Source organism: Vogesella indigofera (genome assembly GCF_003633895.1).
Taxonomy (GTDB): domain Bacteria; phylum Pseudomonadota; class Gammaproteobacteria; order Burkholderiales; family Chromobacteriaceae; genus Vogesella; species Vogesella indigofera.
Genome location: NZ_RBID01000015.1, coordinates 258,247 through 274,983 on the forward strand (window position 1 = coordinate 258,247; position 16,737 = coordinate 274,983).

General features: G+C 66.8%; 11 protein-coding genes. 2 read left to right on the forward strand and 9 right to left on the reverse strand.

Going from position 1 to position 16,737, the window contains the following annotated elements; translation table 11 throughout:
• Nucleotides 1-39 precede the first annotated feature (39 nt).
• The 4 genes from C8E02_RS11195 to C8E02_RS11210 all read right to left on the reverse strand — a co-directional run bounded on the left by C8E02_RS11195 (nt 40) and on the right by C8E02_RS11210 (nt 6,773).
• A complete protein-coding gene (locus C8E02_RS11195) occupies nt 40-546 on the reverse strand; it encodes a DUF1993 domain-containing protein (protein ID WP_120810939.1) in 507 nt (168 codons plus the stop codon).
• Nucleotides 547-695: 149 nt separating this feature from the next.
• Nucleotides 696-2,417 (reverse strand): thiamine pyrophosphate-binding protein, encoded by a 1,722-nt coding sequence (locus C8E02_RS11200; protein WP_120810834.1) that lies wholly within the window; start codon nt 2,415-2,417, stop codon nt 696-698.
• Nucleotides 2,418-2,570: 153 nt separating this feature from the next.
• A complete protein-coding gene (ydiJ, locus tag C8E02_RS11205) occupies nt 2,571-5,615 on the reverse strand; it encodes a D-2-hydroxyglutarate dehydrogenase YdiJ (RefSeq protein ID WP_120810835.1) in 3,045 nt (1,014 codons plus the stop codon).
• A gap of 111 nt (nt 5,616-5,726) precedes the next feature.
• A complete protein-coding gene (locus tag C8E02_RS11210; RefSeq protein ID WP_120810836.1) occupies nt 5,727-6,773 on the reverse strand; it encodes a DUF1338 domain-containing protein in 1,047 nt (348 codons plus the stop codon).
• Between the two features lie 151 nt (nt 6,774-6,924).
• Here C8E02_RS11210 and gcvA point away from each other — a divergent pair, with 151 nt between their 5' ends.
• Complete coding sequence (gene gcvA, locus C8E02_RS11215) at nt 6,925-7,851, forward strand: transcriptional regulator GcvA (protein WP_120810837.1); 927 nt, start codon at nt 6,925-6,927, stop codon at nt 7,849-7,851.
• A 174-nt stretch (nt 7,852-8,025) separates the two neighbouring features.
• Here gcvA and C8E02_RS11220 read toward each other — a convergent pair whose 3' ends face one another.
• Complete coding sequence (locus C8E02_RS11220) at nt 8,026-8,373, reverse strand: hypothetical protein (RefSeq protein WP_120810838.1); 348 nt, start codon at nt 8,371-8,373, stop codon at nt 8,026-8,028.
• A 480-nt stretch (nt 8,374-8,853) separates the two neighbouring features.
• Here C8E02_RS11220 and C8E02_RS11225 point away from each other — a divergent pair, with 480 nt between their 5' ends.
• Nucleotides 8,854-11,325 carry a putative bifunctional diguanylate cyclase/phosphodiesterase gene (locus C8E02_RS11225; protein ID WP_120810839.1) on the forward strand — a complete coding sequence of 824 codons (2,472 nt, stop codon included), beginning with the start codon at nt 8,854-8,856 and terminating at the stop codon, nt 11,323-11,325.
• 247 nt (nt 11,326-11,572) lie between these two features.
• Here the strand turns inward: C8E02_RS11225 and astD are convergent, their stop codons facing one another.
• The 4 genes from astD to C8E02_RS11245 form a co-directional block, all read right to left on the reverse strand.
• Nucleotides 11,573-13,039, reverse strand: a complete 1,467-nt coding sequence (gene astD, locus C8E02_RS11230) for a succinylglutamate-semialdehyde dehydrogenase (RefSeq protein ID WP_120810840.1) — start codon at nt 13,037-13,039, stop codon at nt 11,573-11,575.
• A gap of 103 nt (nt 13,040-13,142) precedes the next feature.
• Nucleotides 13,143-14,168 (reverse strand): arginine N-succinyltransferase, encoded by a 1,026-nt coding sequence (gene astA, locus C8E02_RS11235; RefSeq protein WP_120810841.1) that lies wholly within the window; start codon nt 14,166-14,168, stop codon nt 13,143-13,145.
• On the reverse strand, nt 14,168-15,208 hold the full coding sequence (locus tag C8E02_RS11240) for an arginine N-succinyltransferase (RefSeq protein ID WP_120810842.1): 1,041 nt from the start codon (nt 15,206-15,208) through the stop codon (nt 14,168-14,170). Before C8E02_RS11240 ends, astA begins: the two co-directional genes overlap by 1 nt.
• Nucleotides 15,209-15,266: 58 nt before the next feature.
• The gene (locus C8E02_RS11245) at nt 15,267-16,508 is read right to left on the reverse strand and encodes an aspartate aminotransferase family protein (protein ID WP_120810940.1); all 1,242 of its coding nucleotides are present in this window, start codon (nt 16,506-16,508) and stop codon (nt 15,267-15,269) included.
• Nucleotides 16,509-16,737: the final 229 nt, after the last annotated feature.

Genomic DNA, 16,737 nt, shown 5'->3' on the forward strand with positions numbered 1-16,737 from the left:
CCCCATTGAAATCAATCGCAGCAGACATTGAACAGGTTCTTAGCCGCCGCCCAGGTAGTCCCCCTTGCCCAGCGGCACGCCGTTGTGACGCAGGATGTCGTAGGCGGTGGTGAGGTGGAAGTAGAAGTTGGGCAGCACGAAATACTGCAGGTAGTCCTGGCCGGTGAAATTCAGCGTCTGGTTGGGAAACTTCATCACGATGTCGCGCGCTTCGCTGCCGTCGAACTGCGCCGCTTGCAAACCCTGCAGAAACAGCACGGTCCTGGCGATACGCTGCTGCAGTTCGTCGAAACCGGTTTCGGTATCCGGATAACTGGGGATCTCCACCCCCGCCAGCCGTGCGCCACAGCCCTTGGCGGTGTCGGTGACAATCTGCACCTGGCGAATCAGCGGGAACATGTCCGGCGCCAGCCGCGCCTGCAGCAATACGGCGGCGTCGAAATGACGGCTCTCGGCATTGCGCAGCGCCTTGTCCAGGATGGCGGACAGATTGGCCAGCCCGCGCAACAGCGGCGGTATCGCGGCCTGATACATGGAAAGCGGCATGATGGCTCCCTCGGTCGGTGTGGCGGCCAGGGTTGGCCGCCGGAACAACTTCACCATAGCCGATAGTCCGGCAAGCAGCCCCGTTCTTGTGCCACCTTCCGCCAACAAAAAACCGGCCCGCAGGCCGGTTTCCTCACGTCTGGCAAAGCTCAGTCGCGTGCCAGCGCCGCCTGGGTGATGGTGGACAGCGTGGCGCGGGTGCTGATGATGTCCGGCGGCAGGCGGATTTCCAGCAGCGTGCCGTTCGGGCGCGCCAGTGCGCGTTCCAGCGCGGCGTCGAACTCGTCGTTGCTGGCGATGCGCTCGGCGGCGTAGCCGTAGGCGCCGGCCAGCTGGCAGAAGTCCGGGTTGCCCAGTTGGGTGCCGCTGATGCGGTTGGGGTACTCGCGCTCCTGGTGCATGCGGATGGTGCCGTACACGCCGTTGTTGAGCAGCAGGATGATGGATTTGCCGCCGTGCTGCAGTGCTGTGGCCAGCTCCTGGCCGTTCATCAGGAAGTCGCCGTCGCCGGCGATGGTGAAGGCGGTGCGGCCGGTGGCGAGGTTGGCCGCAATGCCGGCCGGCACGCCGTAGCCCATGGCGCCGTTGGTGGGCGCCAGCTGGGTTTTGTGGCCTTTCGCCACGCCGTGGTACTGGAAGTAGCGGTGAATCCAGCTGGCGAAGTTGCCGGCGCCGTTGGTGATGACCGCGTCGGCCGGCAGCTGGCGCTGCAGGCTGGCGATCACGCGCGGCAGGTCGATGTCGCCGCTGATGCCTTCGCTCAGCCCAGCCAGGCGCTGCGGCACCAGGTTGGCGCGGTAGTCGGCGTTCAGCTGCCGGCTCCAGGCCTGCCAGCGCGGGGCGGCGGACGGCACCGGCAAGGCGGCCAGCGCCTGTGCGGCGGCGTTGACGCCGGACTGAATCGCCACATCGGCCTGGTACACGCGGTCCAGCTCGTCGCCCTGCGGCAGGATGTGCACCAGTTGCTGCTGGCTGCGCGGCGCCTGCAGCAGGGTGTAGCCGCCGGTAGTCATCTCGCCGAGGCGAGCGCCGATGGCGATGATCAGGTCGCTGTTGCGGACGTTGGCCGCAAGCGGAGGGTTGATACCGATGCCGACATCGCCGGCATACAGCGGGTGATGGTTGTCGAAGGTGTCCTGAAAGCGAAAGGCGTTGCCCACCGGCAGCTGCCAGCGCTCGGCAAAGGCTTGCAGCGCGGCGGCGCCTGCGGCGTCCCAGCCACTGCCGCCGGCAATGACCAGCGGGCGCTCGGCCTGTTCCAGCAGGCCTTGCAGCGCGGCGATGCCGGCCGGGTCCGGATACGGGGTGGCTGCTTCCACCCGTGGCAAAGCCTGCAGGCTGTCGGCCACCGGCTGCACCAGCATGTCTTCCGGCAATACCAGCACCACCGGGCCGGGGCGGCCGTTCATGGCGGCGGCGAAGGCGCGGCTGATGTATTCCGGGATGCGGTGGGCATCGTCGATGCGCTCCACGCGCTTGGCCATGCCCTTGGTGGACGGGCCGAAGTACACGCTGTAGTCCATCTCCTGGAACGCTTCGCGGTCGCGACAATCGCTGCCCACGTCGCCCACCAGCAGCACCATGGGGGTGGAATCCTGGAACGCGGTATGCACGCCGATGCTGGCATTGGTGGCACCGGGGCCACGCGTGACCAGGCACACGCCGGGGCGGCGCGTGAGCTTGCCGTGCGCCTCGGCCATGAAGGCGGCGCCGCCTTCGTTACGGCAAGCGATAAAACGGATCTGCTCGCGGCTGCGATAGAAGCCGTCCAGTACCGCCAGGTAGCTTTCGCCCGGCACGCCAAAGGCAATGTCCACACCCTGTGCCACCAGGCACTCCACCAGCAGATGCCCTGCCAACTTGCTGTTCATGCATTACCCCCTTGTCGGTGATGAGTTGTCCTCACGCGGCCAACCTTAGCAGCCACGCGTCTGGCAGGCCGCTTCGGCCTGCCGCAAAACAGTCACGGCCGGGAGCCATGCTCCCGACAAAATGCAGTACAACGGCGCTGGCAGGGCCTGATGTCAGGCAGCCGGCGTCAACGCCTTCAGCAACGCACTGGCCGGATGCGGCAGCGCCACGTCGTCCATCAGCGCCACCTGGCAGCGGCAGGAGTAGCCGGTAGCCAGCAGCGGGCTGTCGTCACGCTGGCCGGCCACGATGCCTTGCCAGCTCTGGCGATAGATGGTTTCCGACAGCGCGCGCTTGTCGGCCTCGTGGCCGAAGGTGCCGGCCATGCCGCAGCAGCCGCTGGCGCGGGTGGCCAGGTTCAGGCCGCAGGCGGCGAACACTTTCTGCCAATCGCCCACCGCCGCCGGGGCGTTGGTTTTCTCGGTGCAGTGCGGCAGCAGGGTGTAGCTTGCTCCGCTGGTAGCCCGCGCGTCGGCTGGCAGTTCGGCCAGTCGGCTGGCCAGCCATTCCTGCAGCAGCTGTACCTTGGGCAACTCGCCTGCCAGTACCAACTTGGCGTATTCGCTGCGGTAGGTCAGCGTCATCGATGGGTCGATGCCCACCAGCGGCAGGCCGCTGGCCGCCAGCTGTTGCAGGCTGGCCACGTTGGCCGCAGCCACTTTTTCAAAGCGGGCGAGGAAGCCATGCACGTGCAGCGGCTTGCCGTTGGCGCGGAACGGCGCCAGCAGCGGCACAAAGCCCAGCCGCTGCAGCAGCGCGCACACGTCCAGCACCAGCGGGGTTTCGAAGTAGCTGGTAAACGCGTCCTGCACCACGATCACCGCGCGGGCGCGCTCCGCCGCCGGCAAGGCCGCCAGCGCCTTTGCACTGGCCACCGCCACACCGCGGCGCGCGAGCTCGGCCTGCAGGTTGATGCCGGACAGCAGCGGGCTTTCCACCAGATTCAGCTTGCGCATCAGCATGCGGCCAACCTTGCTGCCGATCACGCCGTTGTACAGCCACGGCAGGCGTGCTGCCAGCGGCAGCGTATGTTCCAGCCCGCCGATCAGGTAGTCCTTGAGCGGGCGCAAGTAACGGCCGTAGTACAGCTCCAGGAACTTGGCGCGGAAGCTCGGCACATCCACTTTCACCGGGCACTGGCCAACGCAGGATTTGCACGCCAGGCAGCCGTCCATCGCTTCCTTCACTTCGTGCGAGAAGTCGGCCTCGCCGCGGCGCTTGCCCAGCGTGTTGGCAATGCGCGCCGGCAGGCCGGCGACAAAGCCGCGGGCGCGCAGCGCACGGCTGGCGCTGAGCGGGTCGCTGCCCTGCGCGGCCAGCTGGCGCAGCCATTCGCGCAGCAGCGAGGCGCGGCCTTTCGGGGAGTGGCGCCGCTCGCGGGTGCCCTTCCACGACGGGCACATCGCGTCGTCCGGGTCGAAGTTGTAGCAGGCGCCGTTGCCGTTGCAGTGCAGCGCCTCGTCGTAGTGCTGGCGCACGGCGATGGGGATGGTGCGGTCCAGCTGGCCACGGGTGGTAACGCCGTCCACCTTCCACAAGCCGTCTGGCGTCGGCGCGGCGATCTTGCCCGGGTTGAGCTGGTTGTACGGGTCGAACGCCGCCTTGATCTGCTGCAGCCGCGGGTACAGCGGGCCGAAGAAGGCCGGCGCGTACTCGGAGCGCACGCCCTTGCCGTGCTCGCCCCACAGCAGGCCGTGGTATTTCTGGGTGAGCGCCACCACGCCGTCGGTGATGCTGCGCACCAGCCCTTCCTGCGCCGGGTCTTTCATGTCGATGGCCGGGCGCACATGCAGCACGCCGGCATCGACGTGGCCGAACATGCCGTAGCGCACGCCGTGGCTGTCCAGCAGCGCGCGGAATTCGGCGATGTAGTCGGCCAGGTGTTCCGGCGGCACCGCGGTGTCTTCCACGAACGGGATCGGCCGGCGGCTGTCGTTGACGTTGCCGAGCAGGCCCACCGATTTCTTGCGCATGCCCCAGATGCGGCCAACCGCGGCGCCGCGCGCCACGGTGTGGCCCTGACGGCCATGGCTGTCGCCCTCGGCGCTCAGCTGCGCACCGATGGCGGCCAACTTGGCTTCCAGCGCGGCATCGCTGTCGGCGAGGAATTCCACCAGGTTGATGCCCTGCGCCGGAGTGGCGTCGTCCGGAAAGAACTCGCGCACGCCATGCCACACGATGTCCTGCCGCGCTAGGTTCAGCACCGTGGAATCCACCGTTTCGATGGAGGCGGCGCCCAGCTGCATCAGCGCCGGCGCGTCGCGCAGCGCGGCATCGAAGCTGGCGTAGCGCACGTTCACCAGCGCGCTGGCGCGCGGGATCGCCAGCACGTTCAGCCTGGCCTCGACGATGAAGCCCAGTGTGCCTTCCGAACCGCACAGGATGTTGTTGAGGTTGAAGCGGCCGGCGTCGTCGCGGATGTGCGCCAGGTCGTAGCCGGTCAGGCAGCGGTTGAGCTTGGGAAACTTGTCGGCTATCAGCGCCGCGTCGTCGCGACGGATGTCGTCCAGCAGGCGGTGCACCGCGCCAACGCGGTCGTCACGGCGGCGGATGGCGGCAAACTCGGCCTCGGGGAGCGGAGCGGAGTGCCACAACGTGCCATCCAGCAGCACGGTGTCCAGCGCCAGCACGTGGTCGCGGGTTTTGCCGTACAGGCAGGAGCCCTGGCCGCTGGCGTCGGTGTTGATCATGCCGCCGATGGTGGCCCGGTTGGAGGTGGACAGCTCCGGCGCAAAGAACAGCCCGTGCGCCTTCAGCGCGGCATTGAGCTGGTCTTTCACCACGCCACCCTGTACCCGCACCCAGCGCTCTGCGGCGTTGATTTCCAGGATGCGGTTCATGTGGCGCGAGATGTCGACGATCACGCCGTGGCCCAGTGACTGGCCGTTGGTGCCGGTGCCGCCGCCACGGGCGTTGAAGCTCAGGCCCTGGAAGCGCTGCTCGCCGGCCAGGCGGGCAATGCGGATCACGTCGTCGTTATCGCGCGGGAACACCACCAGCTGCGGCAGCACCTGGTAGATGGAGTTGTCGGTGGACAGCACGGTCCGGTCGGCATAAGCGTGGCTGATCTCGCCGGCAAAGCCGCGCACGGCCAGTTCGGCCGCAAAGTCGAGGTACAGCGTGTCGCTGGTGGGGGTGGTATGCAGACGGGGAATCATGTGTGTGTTCAGGCTAAAGGTTGGCCGCAGGCCGGAAAAAGACCTGCCCCGGTACGCAGGGCAGGTCAAGCAGGCAACAAGGAGCCGTTACCCAGAGAGATCAGACTGCGCTCAGCAAGCGGCGGCGGTCATCTTGAAGATGCCCTGCGCGTTGGAGCTGTCGAAGCGCAGATCCAGCTTGTCGTTGCCGGCTTCGTCGGTGTAACGGTCGCGGGTGATGAATTCGTAGAACGAGCCCGGCACGATGCGGCTGACGCGCTGGCCGTCGGCGTCGATGAACTCGCGCTCCACCTGTGCCGCCTTGAACGCGGTCTGGCGTACGCGGCCGCTGGCGGACACTTCCACCTTGTCCTTGATCGGCTGGCCCTTGGCGCGCAGCTCGTCGGCGGTGGCGAACACGTCCGCCACGTGGTCGGTGGCGTGGTTGAAGGCGTTGCCCTCGGTGGAGATCCACGCCATTTCGGCGGATTCCTGCAGCAGGGTGTGGTAGTCGGCCAGTGTCGGCGTGGCGTGCTGCACGTCGAAGCAACCCACCAGCTTGGGCAGCAGGCTGGCTGCATCGGCGAACGGCAGTTCGCGGTTGTCGGACAGCGTGGCCAGCAGCGCCTTGTCGGCGGTGGACAACGGATCGCGCGAGGTGGATACCACGTTGTCTACCGCCGCCTGGAAGGCCGGCGAGAACTGGTCCACGTGCAGCTCGGACACGAAGAACTGCGCCACCTGTTCCGGCGCATCCTGATGACAGTAGGCGCGGCCGGTCATCTTCAGGCGCGGCAGCGGGTACACGTCGGCGACGGCAAAGCCCAGCGGCTCCAGCACGCGCTTGAAGGCCAACTCGCCCTGCGGCAGCGCGCCGGTGTTGGCGGCGGCCACGGTGCGCAGCGCGCCGTGGTCGAATACCACCTGGCCGCCGGCGGCCAGCTTGTCGGCGACGTAGCGCTTGCCTTCCGGCACCGCGTCCAGGTTCTTCGCGAACAGCAGCATGTTCATCGCCTGCGCCAGTACCAGACGCGATACCTGCTCGCCGGCCGGCTCGGCCAGCAGTACGTCTTCGACCTTGATCATGGTGAACAGCTCGGCGGCGGCTTTTTCACCGGCTACCTGTACCAGCAGTTTGTGCAGTTGGCTGTTGGCGGCGGACGCTTGAGTTTGTGTCATTTGTGAATACCCTTCCCTGAGTGTGCGATATGGCCGGCGATCTGTCGGTGATCTTTGCTGCGGCGTTGATGAAGCAAAGTGTCACGGCTTTCCCTGTCGCGCTCAAGCGATGTATTCTGCTGACTTCATTCCGTAAACTCATGAACTCGCCATGCGCCGCACCCTCCCCTCGCTGATGGCCCTGCAGTGTTTCGAAGCTGCAGTGCGCCACCTGAGCTTTACCCGCGCCGCCGAGGAGCTGAACCTGACGCAAAGCGCGGTCAGCCGCCAGATCCGCGGCCTGGAAGACTTCATCGGCCGCCCCTTGTTCGAGCGCGTCAAGCAGCGGCTGGTGCTGACCGTGGCCGGCGAGGCCTACGCCGCCGCGGTGCAGGACGTGCTCGATCGCGCCGAGGCCGCCACGCTGCAGCTGATGGCCTATCGCGGCGAAGGCGGCGTGCTGACGGTGGCCATGCTGCCCACCTTCGGCTCACGCTGGCTGGTGCCGCGGCTGGTGGATTTCAGCGCGCGCTACCCGGACATCCAGCTCAATCTGGTGACCCAGGTGCGGCCGTTCGATTTCGACAAGGTGGAAGCCGACGTGGCGATCCACTTCGGCCCGGCGCTGTGGCCAGGGGCGATCTGTCACCGGCTGATGGGCGAGGACATCGTGCCGGTGTGCGCGCCCGGCCTGCTGAAAAAACCGCTGAGCGATGTGCGCGAGCTGCTGGACTACACCCTGCTGCAGCACACCACCCGGCCGCAGGCGTGGAACGACTGGCTGTCCGCCGCCGGCCTGCAGGACATGGACACCCATCAGGCCAGCCTGCTGAGCGGGCCCCGCTTCGAGCACTTCTTCATGGTGATCCAGGCCGCCATCTCCGGCCTCGGCATCGCGGTGCTGCCGCAGTTTCTGGTGGCGGAGGAACTGGCCAGCGGCCGGCTGCAGCTGGCGCTGGACCAGCCGGTGCGCAGCCAGCACGCCTACTATCTGGTGCACCCGGCCACCCGCACCGACGTCTACAAGGTGCGCGTGTTCCGCGACTGGCTGCTGGCACAGGCGGCACAGGAGGAGGCGGCGCTCTCATCGCCCGGATAAACTCGTGAACCGGATAAACCCGTAGCCCGGATAAACCCATAGGAAAATCAGGCACCGACTCCCCGGATGCGCCTGCGGCTTATCCGGGCTACCCGAGGCAACCCGGGGCCGCGTAAAAACTTGGCCGCAAGCGCACACGGCCATGCGGCCAACCTTGCGCCGCACGGGCAGACCTCAGGGGATGAAGGTCAGGAAGCTCCAGGCCACCATGATGTTGGACATCAACGCCACGCCGACCGCGAAGCTGATGCCGGAAAACAGTGTCCAGATGCGGAACAGGTGGTCCCAGTCCGGCACCAGCACCGTCAGCTCCCTGGCCAGCTGGTGGCTGGCCAGCAGCACCGTACACAGGATCGCCCACTTCAGCAGATAACCGGGCAGGTATTTGCGCTGCTCGCGGTTATAGCGATAGTTCTGCTCGCGCAGCATCTGATCGCCGTGGCTGACATCGCGAAACAGCCAGTACGGGATGAAATAGAGATACAACAGCTGCAGCAATCCGGGTTCCGGCGTATTGGGCATGATCGTGTCTCCAGCTTGTGCCAAAACGGCGCCCGCCGTCTTGCAGCGTAGTCCGCCTGTTGTTGCGGTTAGCTTGATCACACTATAGACACGCCCACCCCGCCCCGGCGTCCACAAGGTGCACGTGTTCCGCAGATGGCGGCGGGCACAGGTGGCGCTCTCGTCGCCCGGATATACGCAGCGCATCCGGGAAAATCAGACACCGCCTACCCGGATGCGCCTGTGGCTTATCCGGGCTACGGTTCTACCCAACCCCGACGTCGACAAGGTGCGTCTTTTCGCACATGGCTGCTGGCGCAGGTGGACGGCTGCTGCGGCCGTTGTCGGCATTGCCACACTGGCAGTGGGGTCAGATCAAGTTCCAGCATGCCGTAGCAGCATGGCAAGCATGACTTAAGGTAAAGTGATAATTTGCCGCCGCCGGCACCGGGTGGCTATGCTGAATCATCATTTTGCGACCCCAGCCGAAAGCCCGCCCGCATGCTATCTCTGTCCTGGCCCGCCAGTACGCCGTCTGCCAACACCGCGACCCCGCTGCCGCTGGCGCTGCTGCTGTGCTTCCTGATCTCGCTGATGCTGCTGTTGCAACTGGTGTCGCCGGGCTGGGCACGCCTGCCCGGCTATGCCGCCATTCACACCATGCTGGAAATCCTGTCCATCGCCATGAGCCTGCTGGTGGCGGTGATGGCCTGGTTCCGCACCGACAGCAGCCGCCCGCTACGGGTGCTGGCGGTCGGCTTCGCGGTGATCGCGGCACTGGACACCCTGCACACCGTGTCCTACGCGCTGCTGCCGGCCTTCGTCACCACCAACACCCCGCAAAAGGCCATCGTGCTGTGGCTGGGCGCGCGCGCGATGGTGGCGCTGGCCATCCTGTGCATGCTGCTGCCGCCCCCGCAACAGCGGCGCGCCATTCCGCTGCTTTGGCTGTACGGTGCGCTGGTGGCGCTGCTCGGTGTCGGCCTGTACGGCAGGCTGCCGGTGCTGTACCAGCCCGGTAGCGGCCTGACCGCGCTGAAAATCGCGCTGGAGTGGCTGCTGGTGGGTGGCTACCTGCTGCTGGCCTTTCGCGTGCACCGCGCGCAGCAGTCCATCTTTGCCGGGCAGTGGCTGACCGCCGGCCTGCTGGTGCTGGCCTTCGGCGAGCTGTTTTTCTGCTTCTACCAGCTGGTGGACGATGTCGCCAACGGCCTAGGCCACGTGTTCAAGGTCATCGGCCAGGGCTTCTTCCTGCGCGGGGTGATCGAAACCCGCCTGCTGCAACCCTACCAGCAACTGACCGTGGAAAAGACCGCGCACGAGGACGCGCGTAACCGCCTGCACGCGCTGGTTTCCGGCGCACCGCTGGGCATTCTGGTGGTGGATCAGGACGGCCGCATCGTCAGCAGCAATCCGGCGGCGGAACAGCTGTTCCATGCCGCGCCGGGCGCGCTCGACGGCGGCCACATCGACCAGCTGGTGCCCAGCGCGCTGCGCGGCGCACACCGCCAGCACCGCAGCGGCTACCACGCCGCGGCCAGCGTGCGCCGCATGAGCGAACGCCAGCAGGTGACCGCCGAGCGCTGCGACGGCAGCCAGTTTCACGCCAGTGTCGAGCTGGCGCCGCTGCACTGGGGCCAGCACGCCTATGTGCTGGCCTTTGTCAGCGACATCAGCGTACAGGTGCAGCAGACCTCGCAGCTGCAATGGCTGGCGCTCAACGACGAACTGACCGGTCTGCCCAACCGCCACGCCACCATCCAGCAGCTGGATGCCAGCCTGCAGCAGTGCCCGCACGGCGCGCTGCTGCTGTGCAATATCGACGCGCTGGGGCGCATCAACCAGGTGTTCGGTCACGACAGCGGCGATGCGCTGCTGGTGGCCAGCAGCCAGCGCCTGCAAGGCCTGCTGCACCCCGACGAGCAGCTGACGCGGCTGCAGGGCGACAGCTTCGCGGTGCTGATGCCGGGCCAGCGCCTGCCGCTGCCGCGCGCGCAGCAACTGCTGGAAGCCTTTGCCGCACCGTTCGTGCTGCCCGGCGGCATCGAGCTTCAGGCCGGCGCCCGTGCCGGCTACTGCCGCTATCCGGAGGACGGCGATCAGGCCAGCCAGCTGCTGCAGCACGCCGAAATGGCGATGACCGCCGCCAAGCGCAGCATCAGCACGCCGGTGGTAGCATTCAGCGACTGCGAACCGGCACGTACCCGCCGCTGGCTGCAGCTGGCCGGCCAGATGGCGCTGGCGCTGCAGCAGCAACAATTTTCCATGGTGTACCAGCCGCGGGTGCGGCTGCGCGACGGCAGCGTCGCCGGCTTCGAGGCGCTGCTGCGCTGGCAGGCGGCCGAGGGCGCCATCAGCCCCGGCGAGTTCATCCCGGTGGCGGAAGAAACCGGCTTCATCCTCCGCCTCGGGCGCTGGACACTGGATCAGGCCATCGCGCAGCGTGCCGCCTGGCAGCGCGACGGCTACCAGGTTGGCCGCATGGCAATCAACCTGTCGCCGCGCCAGCTCGGCGATGCCGGGCTGCAGGACTGGCTGCTGCAAAGCTGCCAGCGCCACGGCGTGGCACCGGCACAGCTGGAGCTGGAAATCACCGAGACCGCGGCGATGGAAAACCTGCAGTGGGCGCTGCCGGTGCTGCAGCAGCTGCGTGGACTGGGGCTGCACCTCGCGCTCGACGACTTCGGCACCGGCTACTCCTCGCTCGCCTACCTGCAGCAGCTGCCGGTGTCGGTGCTGAAGATCGACCTTGCCTTCGTGCGCAATCTCGACCGCGAGGAAGGCCGCGCGGTGGCGCGCACCATCATCACCCTGGCGCAACAGCTGGCCTGCAACACCGTGGCCGAGGGCGTGGAAACCCCGGCGCAGCAGGCCTGGCTGCTGGCCAACGGCTGCGACGAGATGCAGGGCTTTCTCGAGGCGCGACCCTTGCCACCGGCGGCGGTCGCCGACTACCTGCGCGGCAAGTCCTGAGAGCCTGTTCAATGTCTGCTGCGGCGGTTCTCACGCGGCGATACCGCATTGAAAACGCCTTCGGCAGGCTTGTTTATCTCCAGCCAAACACCGCTGCCTCAGCCGTTTTCGCCTTGTCTCGCGTGAGCGCGCGAGACCTTGAACAGGTTCTGGGCACGTGCGGCCAACCTTGTCGGCCGCACAACGTTGGCCGCAGCATGAAAAAAGCCCGCACGTGGCGGGCTGTCAATGAGCAGAAACAACACCCTCAGAAAGTCATGCCCGGCGACAGCTGCGCCGGCAGCGTCAGCTCGCCCGCCTCCACCGACGCCATCGGGTAGGCGCAGTAGTCGGCGGCGTAGAACGCGCCCGGACGGTGGTTGCCGGACAGGCCGGTGCCACCGAACGGTGCCGCGGACGACGCGCCATTGGTCGGCTTGTTCCAGTTCACCACGCCGGCGCGGATATCCTGGTTGAAGCGCTGCCACAGCGCCGCGTCGTCGGCCAGCAGCGCGGCGGACAGGCCGTACTGGGTACGATTGGCGATCTGCAGCGCTTCGTCGAAGTCGTGGTAGCGGATGATCTGGCTCAGCGGGCCGAAGTATTCCTCGTCCGGCAGCTGGCCGGCGATGGCGGTCACATCCAGAATGGCCGGGGTCACGAAGGCCTTGCCGTCCTGCAGCTGGCGCATGGCCAGGATGGATTTGGCGCCCATGGCCAGCAGCTTGTCCTGTGCCGCCAGCATGCCCTGCGCCGCCTTCAGCGACACCATGGCGCCCATGAACGGCTGCTGTTCGGCATCGTAGTCACCGATGGTGAGCTTGGCGGCCACTTCGGCAAAGCGGGCGATGAAACGGTCGCCGAACTCGCCGTGCGGCACCAGCAGGCGGCGTGCGCAGGTGCAGCGCTGGCCGGCCGACAGGAAGGACGACTGGATGGCGTGGTGTACCGCGCCGTCCAGGTTGTCGACTTCCGCCACCACCATCGGGTTGTTGCCACCCATTTCTAGCGCCAGCATGAAGCCCGGGCGGCCGGCGAACTGCTTGTGCAGCGCCACGCCGGTGGCGGAGCTGCCGGTGAACAGCAGGCCGTCCAGCATCGGATGCTGCGCCAGCGCGATGCCGGTATCGCGCTCGCCCTGCAGCAGGTTGATCACGCCAGCCGGCGCGCCGGCCTTTTCCCACAGCTTGACGGTGAGCTCGGCCACCAGCGGGGTCAGTTCCGACGGCTTGAACAGGATGGTGTTGCCGGCGATCAGCGCCGGCACGATGTGGCCGTTCGGCAGGTGGCCGGGGAAGTTGTACGGGCCGTACACCGCCAGCACGCCGTGCGGACGGTGGCGCAGCACGGTGGCGTCGCCGGCCAGCTCGCCGCGCTTTTCACCGGTGCGCTCGTTGTAGGCGCGGATGGAGATGTCGATCTTGCCCACCATGGCCGCCACTTCCTGGCGCGACTCCCACAGCGGCTTGCCGGTTTCCACGCCGATGGCGCGGGCCATCTCTTCCTTGTGCTCGCCCAGCACTTCGGCAAAGCGGCGTACCAGCGCGATGCGCTCGTCCAGCGAGCGGCAGCGCCAGTCGTCAAACGCGCGGCGCGCGGCGGCGAAAGCGGCGCCGATGTCGGCGGCAGAGGCGGCGTGGCCTTCCCATACCGGCTGGCCGTTGGCCGGGTTGAGCGAGACGAAGGATGCGCCGCGACCGCTGGTCCAGGCGCCGTCGATGAAGAGTTGGCTCATTGCTGTATTCCTGTCTGGACGCCTCGAAAACGCTAGCTTTTCGAGGCGCCCGGTTGTGTTGGTCAACCGGCAGCGCAGCGGCTGCCGGCAATGTGTAGTCGGTTTACTTGGCCGGGTTCTGCGGCATCACGCGCACACGGTCGCCGGCTTTCACCTGCAGCGCGCGCGCCTGTTCGGCACCGAGATGCACCACGCCATCGCTGACGTTGGCCGCAGCCAGGATCACGCGGAAGTCGGCCAGCTCGCCGTTGGCCACCAGCTGGCGCGGCGCGTCGGCGGCGGTTTCGGCCACGATTTCCACCTGGCACAGCTGGCTGTCGCGCATCACGCGCAGGTCGTCGATGCGCGCTTCCAGCACCGGGCCGCCCTCGAAGATGTCCACGTGCTGTTCCAGGCGCAGGCCTTCCACTTCCAGCATGCGGCGCGCCGGTTCGGTTTCCTTGTGCACCTTGCCGATGCAGTCGCGGGCGTCCTGCGGCAGGAAGTCGATGTACACCGGGTAGCGCGGCATCAGCTCGGCGAGGAAGGACTTCTTGCCCAGCGCCACCAGGCGGTCGGCCTCGTGAAAGTCGATGCGGTAGAAGTGTGCGCCCAGCGCCTTCCAGAATGGCGATTCGCCGTTTTCGTCGAAGTAGCCGCGCATTTCGGCGCAGATGCGCTCGGCAAAGCGTTCGCGGAACTGGCCGATGAACATGAAGCGCGCCTTGGACAGCAGCGAGCCGTTGCCGTTGACGCGGAAATCCGGGTCGAGGAACAGCGTGCACAGCTCGGAATAGCCGGTCAGGCCGTGCGACATGTGCAGCTTGTCCATGCGCGTCCACAGCCCCAGCTCGCGGCTGGCGTGCACGAAGGTGTCCATGCGGTAGGTCCAGAACGCCTGGTCGAGACCGACGGCGACCTCGATGCCGCACACCCCGACCACCTTGCCGCTGGCCGTGTCTTCCAGCACGAACAGGTAGCCCTGCTCCGCCAGCGGCAGTTCGCCGGCGATGGTGCGCTGCACGCGCTCAAGGCGCGCGCCCTGCGCGACCGGGTCCGGCTTCAGCGTGGTCAGGCCGGGGCCGGCCTTGTGGCCCAGCATCACCAGCGCGTCGACGTCGTCCGGCCGGCACATTCTCAATACGATCATCAGCGGCCCCCTTCGGTCTGCAACGGAACGCAACGCACGGCGTCGCCATCCACGATCTCAAGCGCGTCGGCTACCGCGGTCGGCAGCATGACTTCGTCGCCCTGCAGCGGCGGCAGATCCACCAGCAGGCAACGGAATTCGGCGGTCAGCGTGTTGCTGACCAGATACGGCACGGTGGCACCGCTGACCACGCCGCGGCGGGCGGTGTGCAGGCGGCTGTAACGCACCGAGCGGCACACGTCCAGCTGTGCGGTCAGCACCGGGCCGGCGTCGAACAGGTCGACGAAATGATCCGGCTCCAGGCCTTCGGCCAGGTGGCAGCGGTAGTTGGTGCGCGCGCCGCTGTGCGGCTCGCCCATCACCCGCTGTGCTTCTTCGGCGATCAGCGGCACGTACAGCGGATCGACCTGCATCATCTCGGCGATGAAGGTGCGGCTGCGGCCACCGGAGGCCAGCTCCATCTCGGCAAAGTCGCGACGGAAGAACTTGAAGCCGACGGCGTCCCAGAACGGCGAGCGGCCGTTGTCGTCGGTGACGCCCGGCAATACCGAGAAAATCTCGTTGTTGAAGCGTTCGCGGTGCTGGGCGATGAACATCATGCGTGCGCGCGACAGCAGCTGCGGCGCGGCCATGCCGCGACCGAGCGCGGCTTCGTCGAAGTAGAAGCCGGTCAGGCGGGTGCGGCCGGTCAGCTCGTGCGAGGTCACCAGCGCGTGCACGCGGTGGTTCACCTTCAGTTCGCGCGAGGCGTGCACCAGCACTTCGTTGCGAAAGGCGTAGAACGGCTCGGAAAAACCGGCGACCGCCATGATGCCGGCGGTGCCGTGCAGCTGGCCGGTGGCGGTGTCTTCCAGCACGAACAGATAGCTTTCCTCGCCGGGGCAATCGACCTCGGCGCGCAGCGAATGCACGGAATCATCCACCCGCTGCTGCAGGCGATCGCGGTCGGGCGGCAGGGAGTGCAGTACCGGGCCGTCGGAACGCGCCATGCGTTCAATCTGCGGCAGGTCGGACAGCTTGCTCGGACGGACTAGGAGCATGACTTCTTCCTCTGTAGGGAAAAACGGCGGCGATACTTGGTCGCCGCCGTGTATGGCATTAGGCCGGTTGCGCCTGTTTGGCGGTTTCCGCCTTGGTCACCAGTTCGGCGATGGTGGCATCCAGACGCGCCAGGCCTTCCTGCAGGTCGGCTTCCGGAATCACCAGCGACGGCACGATGCGCAGCACATTGGTGCCGGCCACCAGTACCATCAGGCCGTGCTTGGCGGCGGCGTTGACGATGTCCTTGGCCTTGTTGTGGAACGCGCCCTGCAGCTCGGCGCCGATCAACAGGCCCATGCCGCGCACTTCCTTGAACACGCCGTGCTTGGCGTTGATGGCGGCCAGGCCGTCCTTCAGCAGCTGGTGACGCTTGCTGACGCCGTCCAGCACTTCCGGGGTGTCGATCAGTTCCAGCACCTTGTCGGCCACGCAGCAGGCCAGCGGGTTGCCACCGTAGGTGGAACCGTGGGTGCCGACCACGAAGGAGGCGGCAACCTTGTTGCTGGTCAGCATCGCGGCGACCGGGAAGCCGTTGCCCAGTGCCTTGGCGCTGGTCAGGATGTCCGGGGTCACGCCGTAGGCCTGGTAGGCGTACAGCGCGCCGGAGCGGCCGACACCGATCTGTACTTCGTCGAAAATCAGCAGCGCGTTGTGCTTGTCGCACAGTTCGCGCAGCTTCTGCAGGTAGGCCTTGGTGGCCGGCAGCACGCCGCCCTCGCCCTGTACCGGCTCCACGATCACCGCGCAGGTACCGGCGTTGATGGCGGCCTCGGCGGCTTCCAGGTTGTTGAATTCGATGTGGTTCAGGTCACCCGGCAGCGGGGCGAAGCCTTCGGTGTACTTCGGCTGACCGCCGACCGATACGGTGAACAGGGTGCGGCCGTGGAAGGCCTGCTTGCAGGACACGATGCCGGTCTTGCTGCCGCCGAAATGGTCGAAGGCGTAACGGCGCGCCAGCTTCAGCGCGGCTTCGTTGGCTTCGGCGCCGGAGTTGCAGAAGAACACCTTCTCGGCAAAGGTAGTCTCGGTCAGGCGGCGCGCCAGTTTCAGCGCCGGCTCGTTGGTGAAGGTATTGGACAGGTGCCACAGGCGGTCGACCTGCTCGTGCAAGACCTTGGTCAGTTCCGGATGCAGATGGCCCAGGCTGGTTACGGCGATGCCGCTGGCGAAATCGATGTATTCCTTGCCCTGCTGGTCCCACAGGCGGGAGCCCTCACCCTTGACCGGAACGAACGCGGCCGGGGCGTAGTTGGGAACCATCACTTCATCAAAGGTTTGGCGGGTAACAGGAGCGGACATCTGGGAATCCTTCATCTGGCGTTGAGATGGAGCCATTCTAGGCAGGTGCGTCAAACTTTCCGTCCAGAATCAAGACACGCAGCTTTCTGTTTGGGCCAGCAGTGGGCAAGGTTGGCCGCATCGCGTGTCAGCAAGGCGTCCGGATCAGCCACAGGCGCGTCCGGGAGGGGCTCCGATATTCCCGGACGCGCTACGCTTATCCGGGCGACGAACTATGAACTGTTCGGGC

Excerpts from the sequence above, each read along its gene's own strand:
- astA (WP_120810841.1), bottom strand. The coding sequence starts at position 14,168 with ATGATCGTATTGAGAATGTGCCGGCCGGACGACGTCGACGCGCTGGTG.
- C8E02_RS11225 (WP_120810839.1), top strand. The coding sequence starts at position 8,854 with ATGCTATCTCTGTCCTGGCCCGCCAGTACGCCGTCTGCCAACACCGCG.
- C8E02_RS11240 (WP_120810842.1), bottom strand. The coding sequence starts at position 15,208 with ATGCTCCTAGTCCGTCCGAGCAAGCTGTCCGACCTGCCGCAGATTGAA.
- C8E02_RS11220 (WP_120810838.1), bottom strand. The coding sequence starts at position 8,373 with ATGCCCAATACGCCGGAACCCGGATTGCTGCAGCTGTTGTATCTCTAT.
- astD (WP_120810840.1), bottom strand. The coding sequence starts at position 13,039 with ATGAGCCAACTCTTCATCGACGGCGCCTGGACCAGCGGTCGCGGCGCA.
- C8E02_RS11200 (WP_120810834.1), bottom strand. The coding sequence starts at position 2,417 with ATGAACAGCAAGTTGGCAGGGCATCTGCTGGTGGAGTGCCTGGTGGCA.
- ydiJ (WP_120810835.1), bottom strand. The coding sequence starts at position 5,615 with ATGATTCCCCGTCTGCATACCACCCCCACCAGCGACACGCTGTACCTC.
- gcvA (WP_120810837.1), top strand. The coding sequence starts at position 6,925 with ATGCGCCGCACCCTCCCCTCGCTGATGGCCCTGCAGTGTTTCGAAGCT.
- C8E02_RS11195 (WP_120810939.1), bottom strand. The coding sequence starts at position 546 with ATGCCGCTTTCCATGTATCAGGCCGCGATACCGCCGCTGTTGCGCGGG.
- C8E02_RS11210 (WP_120810836.1), bottom strand. The coding sequence starts at position 6,773 with ATGACACAAACTCAAGCGTCCGCCGCCAACAGCCAACTGCACAAACTG.
- C8E02_RS11245 (WP_120810940.1), bottom strand. The coding sequence starts at position 16,508 with ATGTCCGCTCCTGTTACCCGCCAAACCTTTGATGAAGTGATGGTTCCC.